A 19,288-nucleotide genomic window follows, 5' to 3' on the forward strand; every position below is an offset into this window, starting at 1 on the left:
CAATCCCTCCAATCTTGTGAACTTTTATATAAAGATGCATTTAAAATATTGCTTTTTAACACAAAGAACGACTATGATAAAGATGTATTTAAAATACTACTTAATATTGGAGTGGCTTTCCTAATGTTATCCAACCATCATGTATCCATGATTAAAGAGAGTGCCCCAGTACTTGCTGAGAAAGGCGAATTCATTACAACACGCTTTTATGAGCAAATGTTTGAAGCGCACCCTGAATTGTTGAATATCTTTAATCATCGCAACCAAAAGCAAGGAACGCAACCAAAAGCACTTAGAAATACCCTTTATGCAGCTGCTTTGAACATTGAGCAACTGGAGACGCTCGTACCAGTGGTTAAGCAGATTGCCCACAAGCATCGAGCCTTGCAAGTTCTCCCTGAACATTATCCGATTGTCGGTCACTATTTACTAAAAGCGATGAAAGAAGAACTCGGTGAAGATGCAAGTGATGAATGGCTCGAAGCATGGCAGGAGGCTTATCAGGTTGTTGCAGATATTTTCATTGACGCGGAAAAAGCATTATATAAAGAAGTAAAGCAACAACCCGGCGGTTGGAGCGGCTTCCGGACGTTTGTTATCGATCAAAAACAAAAAGAAAGTAACGAGGTAACGTCTTTTTATTTGACACCTGAAGATGGCGGGGAAATCCCTACCTTTTTACCCGGTCAGTATCTGACTTTTCAAGTACAACTGCCGGGTGAGGAGCATACTCATATGCGCCACTACAGTTTGTCCGATTCGCCGGAGAAAACGTATTACCGTATTTCAATCAAACGCGAAGATGCATCGAATCAGGAGATGCCTGCTGGAAAAGTGTCAAATTATTTACATGATCATATAGAGGAAGGAGATCAATTGCAAGTGAGTGCACCTGCCGGGGTTTTCACTGTAGATCTTACTTCTGACGAGCCTATAGCCCTCCTCGGTGCGGGCATTGGGCAAACACCGCTCATGAGTATGGCAAAAGCCGCACTATCTGTAAATCCTGAGCGAAAAGTTAATTTTGTGTATACAGTAGAAAATGAGGAAAATCATGCCCTGCTTGAAGATATGAATCATTTGGATCGTGAGTATGAAAATTTCAATGCTTACATCCGTTATACCCATACCGAAGGTCGTATCAAGCAGGAGTTCCTAAGCTCGGTTGTCGATGGAAATACACAAAAATTTTATTTGTGCGGCCCTGTTTCTTTCACGACGGATATGAAAAACGACTTGCTTGAAAAAGGTGTTGCAGAGGAAAACATTGAACGTGAACAATTTAAACCATCTATATAATACGGATAAGGAAGCCGTGTCGCTTCAATGGTAACACGGCTTTCACTAAAAAATTATTTCTTTTTCACCTCAAACTCGATTCTCTGCCCCACGAATTCCACGTCGCTATCCCCTTCCTTAAAGACAGGTTTTTCGAGCCTTCGTACAGGTTGGTAACCATCGCGTTCGATTCGTTCCAAACAATCGGCAATGCTTTCATTATTAGCTACTTCGTACTTGATCTTTTTCCCCATTTAACGTCGTACCCCTTTAACCCAGAAACCGCCATTAAATTTTTTCGGTTCATGGGAAATAATAAACGCCTTTGGATCGAGCAAGCTTACGGTGTCGAACAAATCTTTTTCAGATTTTCGGGAGGTCAAAATTTCCATCATCATCCGTTCACCTTCTCGTCCGTACGTCACCCAGTTGGTCACCCCGTACCCTTTATCCCGTAAGCGGTTCGGGATATCAGGTTCATATTCTTTCGTAATCACATTAACAGTAATGTACCCTAAGGCAAGCTTTTCTTCAATTTTCATCCCTACAATGACCCCAATTCCAAAACCTAACGCATAGGCAACCACATGAAGAACAGAAGTCATATTATCGAGAACCAGCCCAAGTCCTGTAACATAGACCGTGATTTCAACCATGCCAACGACCGCGGCCCCATAGCGCACTCCCTTAAGCGTTAATATCATACGAAGCGTGAACAAACTAACGTACACAACGTTAATCATCAAAATGATGATCAAAAGCGTCCAGGCATTTTCTAGCAAAAAACTTCCCAAGGTAGCCAGCCCTCCAAAATCATGAACTTTTTCCGCAAAAATATATCATGAAAAATCGATTTCGGGAAGCATTATTTTTCGCCTTTTTCGACAAATTTTTTATTCTGTACGATCGTAGACTTTCAACGCTCTCTCTTCAATCGGGATTCGAACAAAAAAGAGCACACATGCATTCACGATCGTGAAAATGACCGCTGTAATATAGGCTTGAAATATAAGCGGAAGCAGTAAAATCTCCAGGGTCACAACAAGATAATTCGGGTGCTTTAACCAACGATAGGGGCCTTTCTGAATCACATTTTCACCCGGTAACACGATCACTTTCACATTCCAGAAACGTCCAAGCGACCCCAGTGCCCAAGCACGTAAGCCTTGCGTCCCTAAAAAAAGGATCAGTAAAATGGGCCACCCCGGTGACAAGGCAAAATCCCGAAAAAAAGCTTCAAACAAAAACGACAGCAAAAAAGCCGTATGCATGGCTACAATCCAAGGGTAGTGACCGCCGCCATACTCTTCGCCCCCTCTTGCTTTCATCCACGCTTCATTTTTTCTCGCCCACCATAATTCAACACAGCGAAAAACAATCACCCATAGATATAAGAGGATAAATAATACCATTTCCCTACCTCCATTCCAACCAAAGTAATTCGGAGCTAAAACCCGGCCCTAGGGCGGTGACAAGACCTTCATCGCCACGGGAATATCCTGATTCTATTATCTCTTTTAAAACATATAGAACCGTCGGTGATGACATATTCCCATGATTTTCGAGTACTTTGCGTGCATAGGCCGTTCGTTCAGGAGGAATCACCAGCGCTTTCTCGTAGGCTTCTAACACTTTCCTTCCCCCTGGATGAGCCACAAATGCTGTAATATCGTTATATTCTTTATCCAATCGCTGCAAAAATTGCTCGATGTTAGGACCCAGCCACTGAGATGCAATCGTAGGAATATCTCTGGAAAAGATAACGTGCAGACCGTTATCGCCCACATCCCAGCCCATCACCCGTTCGGAATCAGGCATTAACGTCGAAGCTGTATCAACAATATAAGGGCGGACACAAGAGCTGGATGGAACGTCATCTCCAACGATCAATGCACAAGCTACACCATCGGAAAATAAAGATGTGCCTACTAAATTACTCTTTGAACGATCTCCATGCTGGAAAGTTAGGCTGCATAATTCTATACAGAGAACAAGAACCCGCGCGTCTGGATAGGCTCGGCAAAATTCATAAGCCCGTGCCAATCCTGCTGCACCTCCACCACAGCCAAGCCCCCATAATGGAATACGTTTCATATGTACCGGCAATTTCAATTCATTCATGATCCTCACTTCAATGGAAGGGGTTGCTAACCCTGTGCTCGTGACGGAAATAATCGCTGTGATATCTTCGTGACTCGCTTCTGCTTTTTTTATACAGTCTTCCACAGCTTGAGATCCGAGCTGTACGGCATGCTCAACAAATGCTTGATTCTTTTCACCAAAACTGTGCGGTTCTTGATACCAATCCAAAGGTTTTACCAACTGCCTTTTATGGATTTGACTATGGTCAAACACTGTAAGCAGTCGATCAATATCGATGAAGTCTCCTGCAAACAGCGAGCGAACCATATGGGCGATATCCGTTTGCGTCACCTGATAAGGTGGAATTGCAGTTGTTACCGTTTCAATTGCAGGCATGACAGCCTCACCCCTTTATACTCTCGTCCACTGTAGCCTTTCCAATTACGTATGAAAAATGAGGCATTGCCCAAAAATTCCTTTTAAGGAAATAAAAATCCGCTGTGAGGAATACCCATCACAACGGATTTTAGTTACAAAAACTTTTTTCCCAATGCCGTCAATCAACTCGATTTCGGCGGACGGGATCTATTTTTCGGCGTAATTCTTCGGTATTCGGCGGAATCAACAGCGAATTCAGCGCACAAGTACGATTATTCGGCACTTCGGCCAAGGAATTCGGCGAAAGCGCAATTCCCGTTCCATCATCACGATGATGTCTTTTTCTTTATAATCCCTTGCTCTCGGGCCATGATTTTCGCTACCCGAGGAGCCAGCCATAAGGATGGTAGTAAAATTAAAGAGACTGGGACGGCAGTAACGACAATAAAGGATTGTAAGGCACCAATGCTTCCTTCCCCTAACATAATAAGGATCGATGCCATTGCCCCCATAATGATGGCCCAGAAAACACGCATTCCTTTTTGCGGATTATCCCTGCCTGTAATCGTGATCGAAATCGTATAAGACAACGTATCAGCTGTCGTTGCAACGAAAATAATAGCCACAATCAAAAAGCCTGTGGCGAGCCAAAAGCCACCGGGCAGCTGGGTAACGATCGCGTTAATCGCAGCAGGTAAGCCGCCGGCATCAAGAGGGGCGCTCACCGACCCTGGATGTTGAAGTTCATGGAATATTCCAGTGCCGCCAACAATCGTAAACCAAAAATTCATCACCAGTGGAGATATAATCAGAACGGCAAGGAATAACTCCCGCAAGGTTCTTCCATGAGAGATACGGCTGATAAAAATCGCCATTAGGGGCGCATAACCAATAAACCAACCCCAGAAGAACAGCGTCCATTGTGAAAGCCAACCATCATCTCCTCGATAAAATGCGAGCTTTAAAAAGTCCTGTACATAAACGCCAAATGCCCCAAGGAAGTTATCAACGATAAATTTACCCGGGCCAATGAGTAAAATGAGCACACTTAGAAATATGGCGAAGGCTATGTTAAAACGGCTGAGAAATTGGATCCCTTTATGAACCCCTGTCATTGCAGAAATAGCTGCAATTAAAACAAGGCCAAAAACGATGACTAACTGGGTGACCAGTGTATTAGGGACACCGAACAACTCATCCATCATATAGGCAACCTGTAATCCAAGAAACCCAATGGGACCGATGGTTCCAGCCGCAACAGCAACAATGGAAAAAGAATCCACCAATGTACCTAAGGTACTTTTTTCCATGATCTTTTCCCCAAAGATCGGATACAGTAAAATTCTAGGCTTCAGCGGCATACCTTTCGACTGTCCATACATCAACACAACCACTGCCAGCGTTCCATTCACGGCCCAAGCCAGGAATCCCCAATCCAGAAACGATTGCGCCAACGCTGGAAAGATGGTTGCTTCCTCAGCCGGAGGAGTGTCCCCATACATTGGAGGGGTTTCGAGAAAATGATACACAGGTTCAGCAGCTGCCCAAAATACACCACCTCCGGCCATTAATGTCGTAATAATCATTGCAATCCATTTAAAATTGCTCGTTTCAGGACGATCTGTAAGGCCTAAACGAATGTTTCCATACTTTGAAATCATTAAACCAAGCGCAACGGCAAAAATTGCCACCATTAACACTTGCCAAAAGGCACCAAAGTATGTCGTTGACCATCCAAATAATAGATCTACGATATCGGCCACAACATCCGCTTGAATCAGTGAGGCGAGCACAAAAAGTACTAGGATGCCACCGCTGATGGCGAACACAGGCCAATCTGTTTTTGCTTTCAATATCCAAACCTCCCAAGTTATAAAAACACGCAATTCCAGACATTATCACTATAAGTAACGCTATGCAACCATAAATTTGTGCAGATACGATCATCATAATGTTCCTGAAACCTTATATTTATAATGACTAAACTTGAGAGGTTTATTCGTTTTGCGCTTAAACCCTTACAAATCCTTGGTATGCTCCCTACTGCGTTCTCTCTTAATGTGCAATGTATCCTCCCCCACCTTGATTCCTTAAAGTATACCGAGCATTTCATTTTTGACGTCCGTAATGAACATGTGCCCGGGAGCATGCGTAATCATAAGGTCAGGTTTACTTGCCAGCGCGACTGATTGCGAAGTTACCCCACACGCCCAAAAAACCGGGACCTCGCCCTCTTGGATGCTCACAGCTTCACCATATTCCGGTTCGTCCATGTTTGAAATACCAATAAAATCAGGGTCGCCGATATGGACAGGTCCGCCATGCACATCCGGAAATCGCGATGTCACTTGCACCGCCCGTACAACTTGATCTTTCGCAATCGGTCTCATACTGACAACCATTGGCCCGTGAAAAATTCCAGCCGGCTCCGTTGGGATATTCGTTCGATACATGGGAACATTACAACCTTCTTCATTATGGCGAATCCCTATACCATTTGCGAGGAGCGCCTCCTCAAACGTAAAACTGCATCCCAAGAGGAATGCAACCATATCATCTTGCCAATGCTCAGTTATATCTGTGACTTCTTCGACGAATGTCCCACCTTTATATATATGATATTTGGGGATATCTGTACGTACATCTGCACCCGGCGCAAATTTACGAGCGAAAGCTGAGCCCACGTCAGTAACATCAAGCACTGGACATGATTTCGGATTCCGTTGGCAAAACAATAAAAAATCAAAGGCGAACGCTTTTTTCAAAATAACGAGATTTGCTTGCGTAAATCCGCTGGCAAGACCAGACGTTGGGGATTTCATCTCTCCGCATCGGATTTTTTCCATTAAAAGTTGTTTACTCTCCATTCTAGGGCCTCCCTCTACCATTTAGCATATAGTCGCTCATCACTTCTTTTAATTATAAAAAATCACCAAATTCTCTTCCCCCATCTAATTTCATCACTTCTCCATTCATAATCAAACAAATGTCTGAAGGAAGAGCAAATGCGGTAGAAGCCTTTCATCTAGAATAAATGGGGGGAGGGTTTTTGCAAAGGTTTATTTTATCCTAACAACGGTAATTTAATAAAGGTATGGATGATTTACAATCGTTGAGGAGGAAAGATAAATATGGACGAAGCGTCACTGGGGAAAATAGGGTTAGGAACAGCTCCTCTAGGAAATATGTATCGCGATATTCCGGAGAAGGAAGTCAAAGCAACCATTGATGCTGCCTGGGACCATGGCATTCGCTATTTCGATACAGCCCCCTTTTATGGAGCCGGCTTATCTGAAATACGAGTAGGAAATGCTTTATCCCAATATAATCGTGATGACTTTATGTTAAGCACAAAAGTAGGCCGTGTGATTTCGGACGAATGGGAAGAGAAAAATGGGCTGTTCGAATTTGGCCGTAAAAATAAAGTTATTACTGACTACAGCGAAGATGCAACTCTCCGGTCAATCGAACAGAGCCTGGAACGCTTAAAGACGGACCGATTAGATTTCGTCTATGCACATGATATTTCACCAGATTTCCATGGGGACGAATGGATTTCAAAGTTTGATACGGCCAGAAAAGGAGCATTCCGCGTACTAACGCGTCTCCGTGAAGAGGGGGTTATTAAATCCTGGGGCATTGGAGTGAATACGACGGAACCGATAGAACTGGCGTTGGAACTGGAAGAATCGAAGCCAGATTTGTGCTTGCAGGCTACCCACTATACTCTTTTGAATCATGAGCGTGCGCTGCAGCGATTAATGCCTGCCGCACAAGAAAAAGGTGTTGGCATTGTTGTCGGCGCTCCGTATAATTCAGGGGTCTTAGTCGGAGGTTCTCACTATAACTATCAAGAGGCGCCTTCAGAAATTACATCGAAAGTAGCACAAATAAAAGAGATCGCACAGCGCCACCAGGTAAGCCTAAAAGCCGCTGCTCTTCAATTCTCCACAGCGCATCCAGCAGTCGCCTCCGTGATCCCTGGTTCCAGCCGTCCCGAGAGAATTAATGAAGACATCACAGCAATAAAAGCTGAAATTCCATCAGCATTCTGGCAGGAAATGCGTGAACAAGAGCTGGTTTCACCGATGGCCCCGCTGCCTATTCATGAATAAGTTTTCACTAGAATGACTAAAAGTACAGGGGGAAATAAGAAGCCATCACTTGATTAAAGCTGTTGGCTTCTTTTCTCGTATAGATGAGGATTATTAAACCCTTTGTCATAGAGTCGGACCTAAAGTGTTGATGTCAAGACCTCTTGTTTTAAACTCAAATACTAAAGTATAGTGCCTTTATAACTAAAATATAAACGAATGGACCTTTCGTTTGTAAATGAGGGTCCGCAATGATCTTCAGAAGAAGGAACAGGGAAACCAATAAAATAAATGACAACTGAAACGCCTAGGAGATGTCTAAAATATTTTCGCCGAATTCCTTAGCCGTAGCGCCGAATAATCATTTCATGCGCCGAATTCTCGGATGATTGCGCCGAAAAACAAAGGATGGCGCCGAATTATTGGGTCCTACCGCCGAAAAGAAGGTTAGAAGCATCGAATGCAGAAGCTGCCCTTTTGGGGCAGCCCCTTTTTCGTTGACTTAATGGAGAAGTATAAGTTTGATAAAATATGGATCATAGGAAATAACATCAATGAGGAGATATGACGATGACCATATCCATTAGACAAGAACGACCCGAAGATTATAAAGATACTGAAAAAGTTATCATAAACGCATTCGCTGACGTAGCATTGAGTGATCAAAATGAACATGTATTGGTATCACGTATTAGAACATCCGACGCATTCATTCCATCGTTATCTGTAGTAGCGATAAATGGGGACAAAGAGGTTATTGGCCATATTCTGTTATCCAAAATAAAAATAGTTGATGACTATCAATCTACAGAATCACTTGCACTCGCCCCTGTTTCTGTCTTACCCGAGTATCAAAGTCAAGGCATTGGAAAACGTTTAATTCTTGAGTCATTAGAAAAAGCGAACGAACTTGGATACCATTCTGTAATTGTAATGGGGCACCCGAAATACTATCCAAAATTCGGCTTTAAAAAAGCATCTTTATGGGGAATAAAAGCCCCCTTCGAAATACCAGAAGAAACATTGATGGCACTAGAATTAAGAGAAAATAGTTTGCACCATGTTTCAGGAGTTGTGGAATACCCAAGCGTATTTTTTGAATGAAAGAATCCTTACCCGACACGTAATTAAAAAACAGGCTGGAGCTTCTCCATGCCTGCTATTCGTTACCGATTTGTAATTGTTTCAGGGTAAAGATCATGATATAACCGCCGCTGTTCAGCCATTTCTTCATACTTGCTGCCAGGTTTTCCATAATTCACATATGGATCAATGGAAATCCCGCCACGTGGCGTAAATTTCCCCCAGACCTCAAGATATCTTGGTGCCAACGCTTCAACAAGGTCATTCACGATGATATTCATCGCGTCTTCATGAAAATCCCCGTGGTTTCGAAAACTGAATAGATAAAGCTTCAACGCCTTACTTTCCACCATCTTCTCATCAGGAATGTAGCTAATATAAAGGGTAGCAAAATCCGGCTGTCCCGTCATCGGACAAAGCGTTGTAAATTCAGGCGTGTTAAACTTCACAAAATAATCCCGATAAGGATGCTGATTGTCAAAAGTTTCTAGTAGGCTAGGGTCGTATTCAAATTTGTACGTTGTCCCCTCGCTGCCGAGATGACTAAGTTCTTTTCCTTCTTGTTCAGCCATGTTTAATCTCCTTTAAACACCTTGTTTATTCCCCCACAAAAGAGCATGAATCTGGGGTAATACACGGACATGATTTAATTGTTCATCCTCCATGATCCGTTCGACAAGCCATTCATATTTTTCCAGAAGTTGATCTCGTAAATGAGCTGGATCCGGATTCTCCAAATCATCATTTCCAACTTGCAAATAAAAAGGCACACCTGGATAACGGTTGTGTACCTGCTTCGCATAGGTGATATCTTCTTCATTGAAAATAACGATTTTTAAACTATGGTTCCCCTTTTGGCGCTCAGACAACCGTGTCATGAAGGTATCCAACCGTGACCAATCGGTATTCATTTGCGAGCTTGGCGGTTTCGGAGAAATGGTAACATCATCGACGGCTAGCAGCCAATCTTGCCAAAATGAACCTTGCGTTTCCACCGCTGACTCGATGCCTTTATCCCGGAAAAGTTCGAGCAAATCAGCAATACCTGCATGAAGTGCTGGATTACCACCGGAAATGGTCACGTGGGAAAAACGATTTCCACCCTTTTCCTCAAGCTCCATCATAATTTCACTAGCTGCCATCGGGGTAGGCTTTTGACTTCCGTCCCAGGTAAAGGCGGAGTCACACCATGAACATCGATAATCGCAACCGCCAGTACGAACGAACATGGTTTTCTGACCGGCGACGATCCCCTCCCCTTGCACGGTAGGACCAAATATTTCCAAAACAGGAATTTTTCGACTCATCGATGATCGCCCCGCTTCGGACGATAGATCGCGTAACTCGTCGGCGTCTCTCGAACGATCACTTGCAGGCAATACGGACGGTTTTCCAGTACAGCCAACCGATTATCTACCTGTTCCCAGAACTGGCGGGCAACAACTTCTGTCGTCGGCAGCCCATCTTCAAATGAGGAATGATCGTTTAAAAGTGTATGATCGTACATTCCATGAATTTCATCTTTTAACACTTTAAAATTTACGAGAAACCCTGAGTCATCAAGGTTGTCTCCGGCGATTGTCAAATTTATAAAATACGTATGGCCATGCGTTTCCCGGCATTGGCCAGCGTCTTTATGATCAATAAAATGGGCAGCAGCGATTTGCATGTCTTTATTCAATTCATAACGAAAGTCATGAAAGACTTGCGGATAAAATTGTTGCAACATTACGCATCCCTGTCCTTGCTATTTAAATACTTGTCCAGTCCTTGTCCTCGTAGTTGACATGCTGGACATTCACCGCAGCCCTCGCCACGTACTCCATGATAACAGGTGAGGGTGTAGTTTTGGACGTAATCCAGTTTTCCTAACTCATCCGCCAGCTCCCAAGTTTCGGCTTTATCTAACCACATGAGGGGAGTGTGCAGAACAAAGGTCTCATCAATCGCCAAGTCAAGCGTGACATTCAATGATTTCACAAAACTGTCCCTACAATCGGGATACCCGCTATAATCGGTTTCACACACACCTGTCACGACATGATAGGCGTCTCGCTGCTGTCCAAAAATGGCAGCAAATGATAGAAAAAGTAAATTACGCCCAGGTACAAATGTACTAGGCAACTCCCCGTCTTCACCATCGCTCACTTTAATGTCGCTTCGCGTCAGTGCATTTGGGGCCAATTGGTTCAGTAAACTCATATCGAGTACATCATGCTCTACACCTACATCCGCAGCAATTTCCTTGGCTACTTCAACTTCTTCATCATGACGCTGACCATAGGTGAAAGTGACCGCGTACACTTTCTCAAATCGCTCCAATGACCAAAATAAACAGGTCGTGCTATCTTGTCCGCCACTAAATACGACGACGGCTTTCCCTTGCTTCATCGTTTTCTCTCCTTAAAAGTACAGGACAAACTCATACGGCTTTCTATTCTAGCCAGTCTCCTTTATAATTTCAATCCCTATTATGATAAGGGATTTATCAATAAAAATAAAGATTTCTGCTTTATTTCTCGTTCGAGTTCAAAACGAGAAGACTTCGTTTAAATTCGGGGAGGCAAAAGCTATTGAATCCCATAATTATTATATACAACAGCAAACGTTCGTCGATCTTCTAGCGGTGTCACCTGTTCAACCGTACGATTGTCTTGTCCCACATGAATTAAGTAAAAACCTTCACCATTATGGGCAAGATAAAATTTTGGGTTTCCTCCGAAAGTGTACTTCGACCCTGTGCCCACATACTGATATAAAAACGTATCCCACTCCGTTTCCTCTTGGATACCAGATTCGAGCGTCTGCTGTTGACTTATATCTGCAAGATAACTGACTGAAAAAAAGATGGTTACTACTAAAATAGAAAAGAAGAGAGCAAAGATAGAAAGCTTTCGCTTCAATCTCTTTTGCTGCATCTCCTTGATCGTTTTTGCCCGAATGTCTCCTGCTAGCACAGCTGATCAGCCTCCTAGAGTACAAGAGTGAACCCTTCTCTAGTAAATCTATGAAGCATCAGCTGTGGATATTCATATGAAATGGACGAATCATGCTCCTACACCCATACCCTTTTCCTGCTAGGTTCATTTGCATCTAACAGCCAAAATGAAGAGCGTTTCCCTTAGCAGGCCATCTTTTAGAAAACTTGGCTTTTCGCCAAGCTATTATGCCGAAAGCCTTACTTGCTATCATTACTATATTGCCATTTCGATCGTAATTGCGGTCGTTGATAGGACGCCATCCTTTCTAATAGTGTTGCTGAAGATGGGGAGACGTTGAGCAATTCAAGATTATCTTCGTTAGAAAAGCCCTCTTGAACACTATATTGAATCATCTTTAAAAGAGGCTGAAAGTAACCGTCTACATCTAATAGACCGATGGGTTTGTCATGAATGCCGATTTGCGCCCAACTGTAGATCTCAAACAATTCCTCAAATGTTCCTGCTCCCCCAGGTAACGTGATAAAACCATCGGACAAGTCACTCATTTTCGCTTTCCGTTCATGCATGCCATCGACTTCAATTAATGAGGTTAACGATCGGTGAACAATCTCGCCGCGAAATAACCCTCGGGGCATAACGCCGATCACCTCACCCCCTGCCGCCAACACTTCATTGGCTACTTCACCCATTAAACCGACGCTTGACCCTCCATAAACGAGGCGGATATTTTTTTCTATCAGCAACCGACCAAGTGTCCTTGCTTCCTGCGCATAAGCTTCGTTCCGGCCTGGATTGGAGCCCGCAAAAACACAAATGGTATCCATCAGAAGCACCTCTTTCATTTTTCACAAGTTGATTTTTTGGCATCACTGCTGTAATTTCATTATAATAATAACAATCATCGCTCTTGAAAGGAGTCCTCTGAGCATGACAAACCAACAACAAATAGCGGCTAAAATTTGGGACCCTACCCTTTATGACAATACAGCCCAATACGTTTTGCACTATGGAGAAGACGTTCTTCACTGGCTAAATGCAAAAGAAGGCGAGACCATTATTGACCTTGGATGTGGCACCGGGCATCTGACTGCAAAAATTGCAGAATCCGGCGCCAAAGTAACAGGCCTTGATAACTCAGAAGCTATGATTCACGAAGCGAAGACGCATTATCCAAACCTTACTTTTAACATCGCCGATGGCACTGATTTTGAAGTAGATACACTGGTCGATGCCGTGTTTTCTAATGCTGCTTTGCACTGGATGACTGACCCTCAATCCGTCATCACTTCCGTTTCTAAAGCATTAAAGCCAGGTGGAAGATTTGTCGGAGAAATGGGCGCGAAAGAAAACATTGCCACCATTATCGCTTCGATTAACATGGCCTTCGTAGAAATCGGTCAAGAACCGATGCCAGCCGTATTCCCTTGGTACTTCCCAAGTCTAGCAGAGTACGCTGCGTTACTCGAAAAAAATGGTTTTACCGTTGAACAAGCTGCCCAGTTTCAGCGTCCCACAGCCTTGAACAATGGTCCTGAAGGACTCAAATCCTGGATGAAGAACTTTGCTGACCCTTTACTACAGCCGTTGAGTAAAGAAGACCAGGAATTTGTCCTAGAGCGCACGATCACCTACGCAGAACCAGCACTCGTTGATGATGATACATGGTTCGCTGACTATGTACGACTTCGTTTTGTAGCTGTAAAAGATGAATAAATTTAAGACAGGGCTGCCCCAAAAGGGTAGCTCCTTTCATTTGATGCTTCTTTCCTCCTTTTCGGCGGGAGGACCTAATATTTCGGCGAAACACCCGAGAATTCAGCGCACGACATGGTGATTCGGCGCTACAGCTAAGGAATTCGGCGAAAAGCCCTGTCTTCCTCTAAGCATTATAGAGAAAAAATATCGACATTATTCTCCTATTTTCCCGAAAATCCTTGACGCCCGTCTTTTACTCCTGTTATATTAATAATTGTTCAACCAGCGGAACGGGGCCATAGCTCAGCTGGGAGAGCGTCGCGCTGGCAGCGCGAAGGTCAGGGGTTCGAGTCCCCTTGGCTCCACCATATACATACTTGTGAACCCACGCAGTTCCCCACTAGGGGGGCTGCGTTTATTTATTTTCTAGGCACCAATAACATTTCTTAACGGCCGCCTACACATAAGATTGAATCATATGGTACTCCGTGCACCTGCGGCTCTGGGCATTATACTCTAATGTCTAGTATTCTTGTTATTCCTCATACATAATTTCCGTGCCCCACCCCTATTTGCTGAAGCAGCTGAATCGAAAGCCCTGCAGCAATTTTGTTGATTATCGAGGACGTAAGAGAAACAACCACTTCGACATTATCCATGAAAAGAGACCGGCTTCATATTATAACCGGCCTCAAATGCTAAGATAACTGGTATTTCTTCAACTTGCGTACAATGGTGGCCTGACTTGTCCCTAATACTTCAGCAATTTTGTACGTATTTTTATAACGTGTTAGAGCTTTTTTCAATAGAGCTTTTTCCGAACTTTCGGTAGCTTCTTGCAGAGTAGTCATCCCTTGTAGCGGCGATCCTTTTTCCGTATCTTCATAAAGGTCAGCGGGAAGGTCGCTCATATCAATCATCGTTGTAGGGATCGTAACGACCAATCTTTCCACTAAATTCGCAAGTTCCCTCACATTTCCCTGCCAATGCAACCGATAGAAAAAGTTTAAGATTTCTTCTGAAAATTGCTTGTTGACATCGTACTTTTGATTATATTTTTGCAAGTAAAAATCAATCATTGACAAAATATCTTCTCGTCTGTCCCTTAATGGCGGAATGTGAATAGGGATCACATTGATACGGTAATATAGGTCTTCTCTAAACTCTCCCTCTCTTACCATTTTCTTCAGATCCCTATTTGTAGCGACAATCACCCGTACATCAATCCACTTCGTTGTCGTACTGCCAATTCTTCGAAGTTCCCCTTCTTGCAGCACTCGTAATAACTTAACTTGGAGCTCTAACGGAAGTTCTCCAACTTCATCTAGGAAAAGCGTACCGTTATTGGCTAATTCAAACATACCGGCTTTACCATCTTTTTGAGCACCTGAAAAAGCACCTGCTTCATAACCAAATAATTCAGATTCCAACAAGGAAGCGGGAATTGCGCCACAATTGATTTTTATGAACTCCCCTTTTTCTGAACGCGGGCTATGCTCATGTACATGCTTAGCAAAAACATCTTTCCCGACTCCGGTTTCTCCAAGGACCAATATCGTTGCGTCGATATTAGCAACCCGCTCACCCGTTAGAAAAATGCTTTTCATTTCCTCGCTTTCACATACAACATCATTCGTAACATCAGGAGTCGCTTGTATGTTATTCAGCTGGGATTTATAAAACGAATTTAATTCTCTAATTTTCTGTAATTCATCTCTCAATTGCTTTAAGTCTGTCATATCCCGGATGTTTGTAATGACTTTTTCTACTTCGCCTTTTTCATTAAAAACCGGGCTCCCTGTAAGCATAATTTCGGTGTTCCCTTTTCCCCGCTGGTAAACCGTAACCGGCTTCTTCTCTTTTACGACCTTAAACGTAACTGGATCTTCCAAAATTCCTCGTTTAACAAGTTGATTCACATTTTTGCCAATATAATATTCCTTAGGAATATTCGTTATCCGCTCAATCGCATGATTGGTCTTAAGTGTCTTTCCCTCTGCATCTGTAATGTAGATCGCATCATAACTATTTTCTAGTAGACTATGCAACTCTCTTTCCATCTTTTCATACTGCTCACCATGATGAACCGCGGGGAAAAATAAATAGAAATAATAGTTCGCCATAGAATCGTGCTCATATTGTTCCACGATAAAATGATGGCCATCTATTTCAACCTTTTCCTCCTCGTTCTCGACTGCCTCTATCAACTGATCGAAACGGTTTTCAAACCTTTCTTTTGCTTGTGGGTTACTTGCAATCACCTGTCCCCGATCATCGACGAGCAGCATAGGAATTGGCAGATTGGACCATTCATTGGATGCTAACTCTCTTATCGTCAATTACACACACTTCCTCAAAGAGAATATATTTTTTGATTATATTTTATTATACAGAATAATCATCCAACTTCACAGTCCCCCCTCTGTCTATACTCCCCTAGTGGACGTTGGCTGAATCAGCCACTCACGCCAATGATTGTTACATCGACGATTATTCCTGTGTCATCATTTGGTAACTAATGCTGCGCGCCGCGCCGAAAAAGTTCCTCAAGCGCTGAATAAAACCCCAGTGCGTCGAATCCCATTTGCCTCACGCTCGATCACACCGTATCCTCAACAGTAACAAGGTGATAAGCTGGTACGTGACAGAAAAATATGACCGATACAAATAATACACAAGAGGTACACAGTCTCATACAAAAAAGCCTGAGTCCGAATCTGCGGAACTCAGGCTACTTCATATAGCTCTCTTATCATTTTACAATCGTTAGGCGCAAAATCACTGTCCTTGAGCTTCTTTCTTTTGTTGGCTCCGTAATTGACCGCAGGCAGCATCAATATCTTCGCCTTGTTCAAGGCGGATGCCACATTTAATGCCCTTTTGCTTCAAAGTGTCATAAAATGCTTGGATGGCCTCGTCGTCACTACGCTGGTATTGATCATGTTCACTTACCGGATTATATGGAATCAGATTTACATAAGTGAGACGTCGATTCTCCCCAATGAGTTCAGCAAGTTCACGTGCATGTTCCTCGTGGTCATTCACGTCTTTGAGCATAATATACTCATACGTAATTCTTCGATTTGTTTTCTCCATATAATATTTGACAGCATCGACAACTTTTTCAATCGGAAAGGCACGATTAATTTTCATAATTTGTGTACGCAATTCATTGTTCGGTGCATGGAGTGAAACGGCTAAATTAATCTGAAGCTGAAGATCAGCGAATTCATAAATTTTATGAGCCAATCCACTTGTCGATACGGTAATATGCCGACCGCCAATCGCAAGCCCCTTATGATCTTTAATCACATTAAGAAAGTCAACCATATTATCGAAATTATCAAATGGCTCGCCAATCCCCATTACGACAACATGACTGACTCTTTCATCGTTCCCTTCCTCATCTAAGTGATGTTGAACCCGCATAATTTGCTCTACAATTTCGCCACTCGACAAGTCTCGATCTTTCGTTAGAAGCCCACTCGCACAAAAACTGCAGCCAATGTTACAACCAACTTGTGTCGTCACACATACCGATTTGCCATATTTTTGATCCATTAAAACCGTTTCAATCAAGTCCCCATCTTCTAATTGAAACAAAAATTTAATTGTACCGTCTTCCGATTGCTGTTTTATATAATCACTTAAGGATCTAATCACAAAATGATCGGCTAATAATTCGAGGCAATCTTTGTTTACATTTGTCATATCATTAAAGTCTGTGACCCGTTTCCTATATAACCAATCCCATACCTGGGATGCACGAAACCTTTTATGACCACGATCCATCAACCATTCGGTTAATTGATCAAATGTTAATCCATAAATGGATTCTTTTTGCATGGTATACCCTCTTTTCAAACTTTGAAATCACCTCCATTCTACTTAAAAATGCCCGATAGGGCAAATGCTCATCTTTTAAAGCATATCTGTTAGAAGAGCAATAGCCTCCATCCATTCTTACCCCTTCATTTATCCCTCCATATTCACCACTAACTTCCCGTATGTTTTTCGTCCCCCTAGAAGTTCTAATGCATGAGGAACTTCTTCAAGCGAGAATTGTTGATAAATCAATGGTTTAATTTTTCCTTCATTATATAAAGAACAGAGTTGTTTGTGTATATTTCTCATTTCATCTTCATAAAGGCGGGCAAAATATCCCCAATGAACGCCGACGACAGAATAGTTCTTCACCAATGCATGGTTTGCAGGTGCTTCCGGAATCCGTCCTCCGGCAAAACCAATCACGAGCAGACGCCCCGCGAATGCAATACATTTCCGGGAGCGATCAAACGTGTCACCGCCTACCGGATCGAAAATCACATCGGCACCACGTCCTTCTGTTTCTTTTTTTACAATATCCACGAAATCTTCAGATAAGTAATCGATGGCTACATCTGCTCCTAGATCCTTGGATACCTGTACTTTCTCTGGGCCACCGGCGGTCGCGATAACTCGTGCCCCTATGGCTTTTCCGAGTTGAATGGCCGCTGACCCTACCCCACCGGAACCAGCATGGACAAGTAAGACCTCATTTTCCTTTATATTGCCGCGATCGTGTAATGCATAATAGGCGGTTTGGTACGTGATATACATGGCGGCCGCATCATCATACGGCATGGAATCGGGGACACTGAAAACGGAATTTTCAGGCACTGATACCCATTCTGCTAACCCGCCTGTAGGCAAATTGGGGCTGGCAAGCACCTTTTGGCCAGCATAAAATGAACTTCCCGCCCCGACAGCTTCTACCGTACCGGCAATTTCCGCCCCAGGTGTAAAAGGCAGCGGCGGTTTTTCCTGATATTTGCCCTGACACAACAAAATGTCAAAAAAATTTAATGCCGCTGCCTTTGTTCGAATGAGAACATGACCTTCTTCTTGAACCGGTTTTCTTCCTTCTTCTAAAGATAATGCCTGCCCAGGATCAGCGAGTTCTTTTACGTACCAAGCACGCATGTGTCTCATCCCCTCTCTTATCTTTTAAAAGCTGCTGCTCCATCATCAATGTAATGAATATGAGCATTCATAAACGATGCATCATCACTTGCCAAAAACGTGACAAGTTTAGCGACGTCTTCCGGTTTTCCGGCTTTACGTCTCATTTGTGCTTTTTCAATTTTGGCCCATATCTCCGGATCTTTCTTCCATTCTTGAACAATATCCGTTTCGATGAGTCCTGGTGCAATCCCCGTTACCCGAATATTATGGCGGGCTAAGTCTAGGGCCGCTGCCCGTGTCATGGAAACGACAGCTCCTTTGCTTGCATGATAGGCAAACCGGTTTCGATCTGCGATATATGCATAAATGGAGGCTGTGTTAATGATCACACCACCGTTTTCTTTCATTGCGTTAGAAGCAGCTTGAATTCCATAAAAGACCCCGTGTTGATTGACGTTTACGGTCTGATGATAGTCTTCAATTGGTGTATCCTTGACACTATGAGGCGCCATGTTAATTCCGGCATTGTTATGCATAATGTCCAGTTTTCCAAAGCGGTCCACGGCCTGGCTTACCAATGCTTCGACACTTTCGTACGATGTCACATCCACTTCTACAAATATTGCGGTTTTATTAAGCTTATTCATTTTCTCTACCGTTTCCTGGCCTGTTTGAACATTCCTGTCCGCAACGACGACGCTCGCCCCTTCTCTTGCAAATTCCAAAGCCGTCGCCCGTCCAATGCCGGAGCCTGCTCCCGTAATGATGGCAACCTTTCCTTTTAATTTCACC

General features: G+C 43.3%; 20 protein-coding genes and 1 tRNA gene. 5 read left to right on the forward strand and 16 right to left on the reverse strand.

The features are described from left to right. Positions 1-123: 123 nt before the first annotated feature. Positions 124-1,299 carry an NO-inducible flavohemoprotein gene (gene hmpA / locus HNR44_RS13820; RefSeq protein WP_184404909.1) on the forward strand — a complete coding sequence of 392 codons (1,176 nt, stop codon included), beginning with the start codon at positions 124-126 and terminating at the stop codon, positions 1,297-1,299. A 53-nt stretch (positions 1,300-1,352) separates the two neighbouring features. On the opposite strand, the gene HNR44_RS13825 is transcribed toward hmpA, so the two are convergent. The 6 genes from HNR44_RS13825 to HNR44_RS13850 all read right to left on the reverse strand — a co-directional run bounded on the left by HNR44_RS13825 (position 1,353) and on the right by HNR44_RS13850 (position 6,605). Further along, entirely contained in the window at positions 1,353-1,532 is a 180-nt protein-coding gene (locus HNR44_RS13825) for an NETI motif-containing protein (protein WP_184404910.1), read from the reverse strand. Beyond that, the gene (locus tag HNR44_RS13830) at positions 1,533-2,072 is read right to left on the reverse strand and encodes a DUF2179 domain-containing protein (protein WP_184404911.1); all 540 of its coding nucleotides are present in this window, start codon (positions 2,070-2,072) and stop codon (positions 1,533-1,535) included. 99 nt (positions 2,073-2,171) lie between these two features. Further along, positions 2,172-2,690, reverse strand: a complete 519-nt coding sequence (locus HNR44_RS13835; RefSeq protein WP_184404913.1) for an isoprenylcysteine carboxyl methyltransferase family protein — start codon at positions 2,688-2,690, stop codon at positions 2,172-2,174. Between the two features lie 4 nt (positions 2,691-2,694). Further along, positions 2,695-3,756, reverse strand: a complete 1,062-nt coding sequence (locus HNR44_RS13840) for a type III polyketide synthase (protein WP_184404914.1) — start codon at positions 3,754-3,756, stop codon at positions 2,695-2,697. 308 nt (positions 3,757-4,064) lie between these two features. After that, positions 4,065-5,591 carry a BCCT family transporter gene (locus HNR44_RS13845; protein ID WP_221434314.1) on the reverse strand — a complete coding sequence of 509 codons (1,527 nt, stop codon included), beginning with the start codon at positions 5,589-5,591 and terminating at the stop codon, positions 4,065-4,067. A gap of 237 nt (positions 5,592-5,828) precedes the next feature. Continuing rightward, positions 5,829-6,605, reverse strand: coding sequence for a putative hydro-lyase (locus HNR44_RS13850; protein ID WP_184404915.1), 777 nt, complete (start codon positions 6,603-6,605; stop codon positions 5,829-5,831). A 264-nt stretch (positions 6,606-6,869) separates the two neighbouring features. On the opposite strand from HNR44_RS13850, the gene HNR44_RS13855 reads away from it, so the two are divergent. Both HNR44_RS13855 and HNR44_RS13860 read left to right on the forward strand, forming a co-directional pair. Then, positions 6,870-7,853: an aldo/keto reductase gene (locus HNR44_RS13855; RefSeq protein ID WP_184404916.1), complete on the forward strand. Its 984-nt coding sequence runs from the start codon at positions 6,870-6,872 to the stop codon at positions 7,851-7,853. Between the two features lie 549 nt (positions 7,854-8,402). Then, entirely contained in the window at positions 8,403-8,936 is a 534-nt protein-coding gene (locus HNR44_RS13860; protein ID WP_184404917.1) for a GNAT family N-acetyltransferase, read from the forward strand. Between the two features lie 62 nt (positions 8,937-8,998). Here HNR44_RS13860 and queF read toward each other — a convergent pair whose 3' ends face one another. From queF to HNR44_RS13890, 6 genes are all read right to left on the reverse strand, one after another. Beyond that, entirely contained in the window at positions 8,999-9,487 is a 489-nt protein-coding gene (queF, locus tag HNR44_RS13865; protein ID WP_184404918.1) for a preQ(1) synthase, read from the reverse strand. Positions 9,488-9,499: 12 nt separating this feature from the next. Next, positions 9,500-10,222 (reverse strand): 7-carboxy-7-deazaguanine synthase QueE, encoded by a 723-nt coding sequence (gene queE / locus HNR44_RS13870; protein WP_184404919.1) that lies wholly within the window; start codon positions 10,220-10,222, stop codon positions 9,500-9,502. Then, complete coding sequence (gene queD / locus HNR44_RS13875) at positions 10,219-10,644, reverse strand: 6-carboxytetrahydropterin synthase QueD (RefSeq protein ID WP_184404920.1); 426 nt, start codon at positions 10,642-10,644, stop codon at positions 10,219-10,221. The genes queE and queD overlap by 4 nt, the downstream gene beginning before the upstream one ends. After that, positions 10,644-11,306, reverse strand: a complete 663-nt coding sequence (gene queC / locus HNR44_RS13880) for a 7-cyano-7-deazaguanine synthase QueC (protein WP_184404922.1) — start codon at positions 11,304-11,306, stop codon at positions 10,644-10,646. Before queC ends, queD begins: the two co-directional genes overlap by 1 nt. A gap of 179 nt (positions 11,307-11,485) precedes the next feature. Further along, positions 11,486-11,872, reverse strand: coding sequence for a hypothetical protein (locus HNR44_RS13885; RefSeq protein WP_184404923.1), 387 nt, complete (start codon positions 11,870-11,872; stop codon positions 11,486-11,488). 221 nt (positions 11,873-12,093) lie between these two features. Next, complete coding sequence (locus tag HNR44_RS13890) at positions 12,094-12,681, reverse strand: LOG family protein (RefSeq protein ID WP_184404924.1); 588 nt, start codon at positions 12,679-12,681, stop codon at positions 12,094-12,096. A 103-nt stretch (positions 12,682-12,784) separates the two neighbouring features. Here HNR44_RS13890 and HNR44_RS13895 point away from each other — a divergent pair, with 103 nt between their 5' ends. Together HNR44_RS13895 and HNR44_RS13900 are read left to right on the forward strand one after the other, a co-directional pair. Continuing rightward, positions 12,785-13,570, forward strand: a complete 786-nt coding sequence (locus tag HNR44_RS13895) for a class I SAM-dependent methyltransferase (RefSeq protein WP_184404925.1) — start codon at positions 12,785-12,787, stop codon at positions 13,568-13,570. Positions 13,571-13,844: 274 nt separating this feature from the next. Beyond that, positions 13,845-13,920: transfer RNA gene (locus HNR44_RS13900), tRNA-Ala, on the forward strand. Positions 13,921-14,250: 330 nt separating this feature from the next. Here the strand turns inward: HNR44_RS13900 and HNR44_RS13905 are convergent. From HNR44_RS13905 to HNR44_RS13920, 4 genes are all read right to left on the reverse strand, one after another. Further along, the gene (locus tag HNR44_RS13905; protein WP_184404926.1) at positions 14,251-15,891 is read right to left on the reverse strand and encodes a sigma-54 interaction domain-containing protein; all 1,641 of its coding nucleotides are present in this window, start codon (positions 15,889-15,891) and stop codon (positions 14,251-14,253) included. A 439-nt stretch (positions 15,892-16,330) separates the two neighbouring features. Next, positions 16,331-17,398: a dual-specificity RNA methyltransferase RlmN gene (gene rlmN / locus HNR44_RS13910; protein WP_184404928.1), complete on the reverse strand. Its 1,068-nt coding sequence runs from the start codon at positions 17,396-17,398 to the stop codon at positions 16,331-16,333. 129 nt (positions 17,399-17,527) lie between these two features. Further along, positions 17,528-18,514 (reverse strand): NADPH:quinone oxidoreductase family protein, encoded by a 987-nt coding sequence (locus HNR44_RS13915; protein WP_184404929.1) that lies wholly within the window; start codon positions 18,512-18,514, stop codon positions 17,528-17,530. A 17-nt stretch (positions 18,515-18,531) separates the two neighbouring features. Continuing rightward, a complete protein-coding gene (locus HNR44_RS13920; protein WP_184404931.1) occupies positions 18,532-19,287 on the reverse strand; it encodes a glucose 1-dehydrogenase in 756 nt (251 codons plus the stop codon). Position 19,288 lies beyond the last annotated feature (1 nt).

This window comes from Geomicrobium halophilum, assembly GCF_014207655.1.
Taxonomy (GTDB): domain Bacteria; phylum Bacillota; class Bacilli; order Bacillales; family Marinococcaceae; genus Geomicrobium; species Geomicrobium halophilum.

Coding starts and splice junctions, on each gene's coding strand:
- hmpA (WP_184404909.1), top strand. CDS start 124: ATGTTATCCAACCATCATGTATCCATGATTAAAGAGAGTGCCCCAGTA.
- HNR44_RS13825 (WP_184404910.1), bottom strand. CDS start 1,532: ATGGGGAAAAAGATCAAGTACGAAGTAGCTAATAATGAAAGCATTGCC.
- HNR44_RS13835 (WP_184404913.1), bottom strand. CDS start 2,690: ATGGTATTATTTATCCTCTTATATCTATGGGTGATTGTTTTTCGCTGT.
- HNR44_RS13840 (WP_184404914.1), bottom strand. CDS start 3,756: ATGCCTGCAATTGAAACGGTAACAACTGCAATTCCACCTTATCAGGTG.
- HNR44_RS13850 (WP_184404915.1), bottom strand. CDS start 6,605: ATGGAGAGTAAACAACTTTTAATGGAAAAAATCCGATGCGGAGAGATG.
- HNR44_RS13855 (WP_184404916.1), top strand. CDS start 6,870: ATGGACGAAGCGTCACTGGGGAAAATAGGGTTAGGAACAGCTCCTCTA.
- HNR44_RS13860 (WP_184404917.1), top strand. CDS start 8,403: ATGACCATATCCATTAGACAAGAACGACCCGAAGATTATAAAGATACT.
- queF (WP_184404918.1), bottom strand. CDS start 9,487: ATGGCTGAACAAGAAGGAAAAGAACTTAGTCATCTCGGCAGCGAGGGG.
- queE (WP_184404919.1), bottom strand. CDS start 10,222: ATGAGTCGAAAAATTCCTGTTTTGGAAATATTTGGTCCTACCGTGCAA.
- queD (WP_184404920.1), bottom strand. CDS start 10,644: ATGTTGCAACAATTTTATCCGCAAGTCTTTCATGACTTTCGTTATGAA.
- queC (WP_184404922.1), bottom strand. CDS start 11,306: ATGAAGCAAGGGAAAGCCGTCGTCGTATTTAGTGGCGGACAAGATAGC.
- HNR44_RS13890 (WP_184404924.1), bottom strand. CDS start 12,681: ATGGATACCATTTGTGTTTTTGCGGGCTCCAATCCAGGCCGGAACGAA.
- HNR44_RS13895 (WP_184404925.1), top strand. CDS start 12,785: ATGACAAACCAACAACAAATAGCGGCTAAAATTTGGGACCCTACCCTT.
- rlmN (WP_184404928.1), bottom strand. CDS start 17,398: ATGCAAAAAGAATCCATTTATGGATTAACATTTGATCAATTAACCGAA.
- HNR44_RS13915 (WP_184404929.1), bottom strand. CDS start 18,514: ATGCGTGCTTGGTACGTAAAAGAACTCGCTGATCCTGGGCAGGCATTA.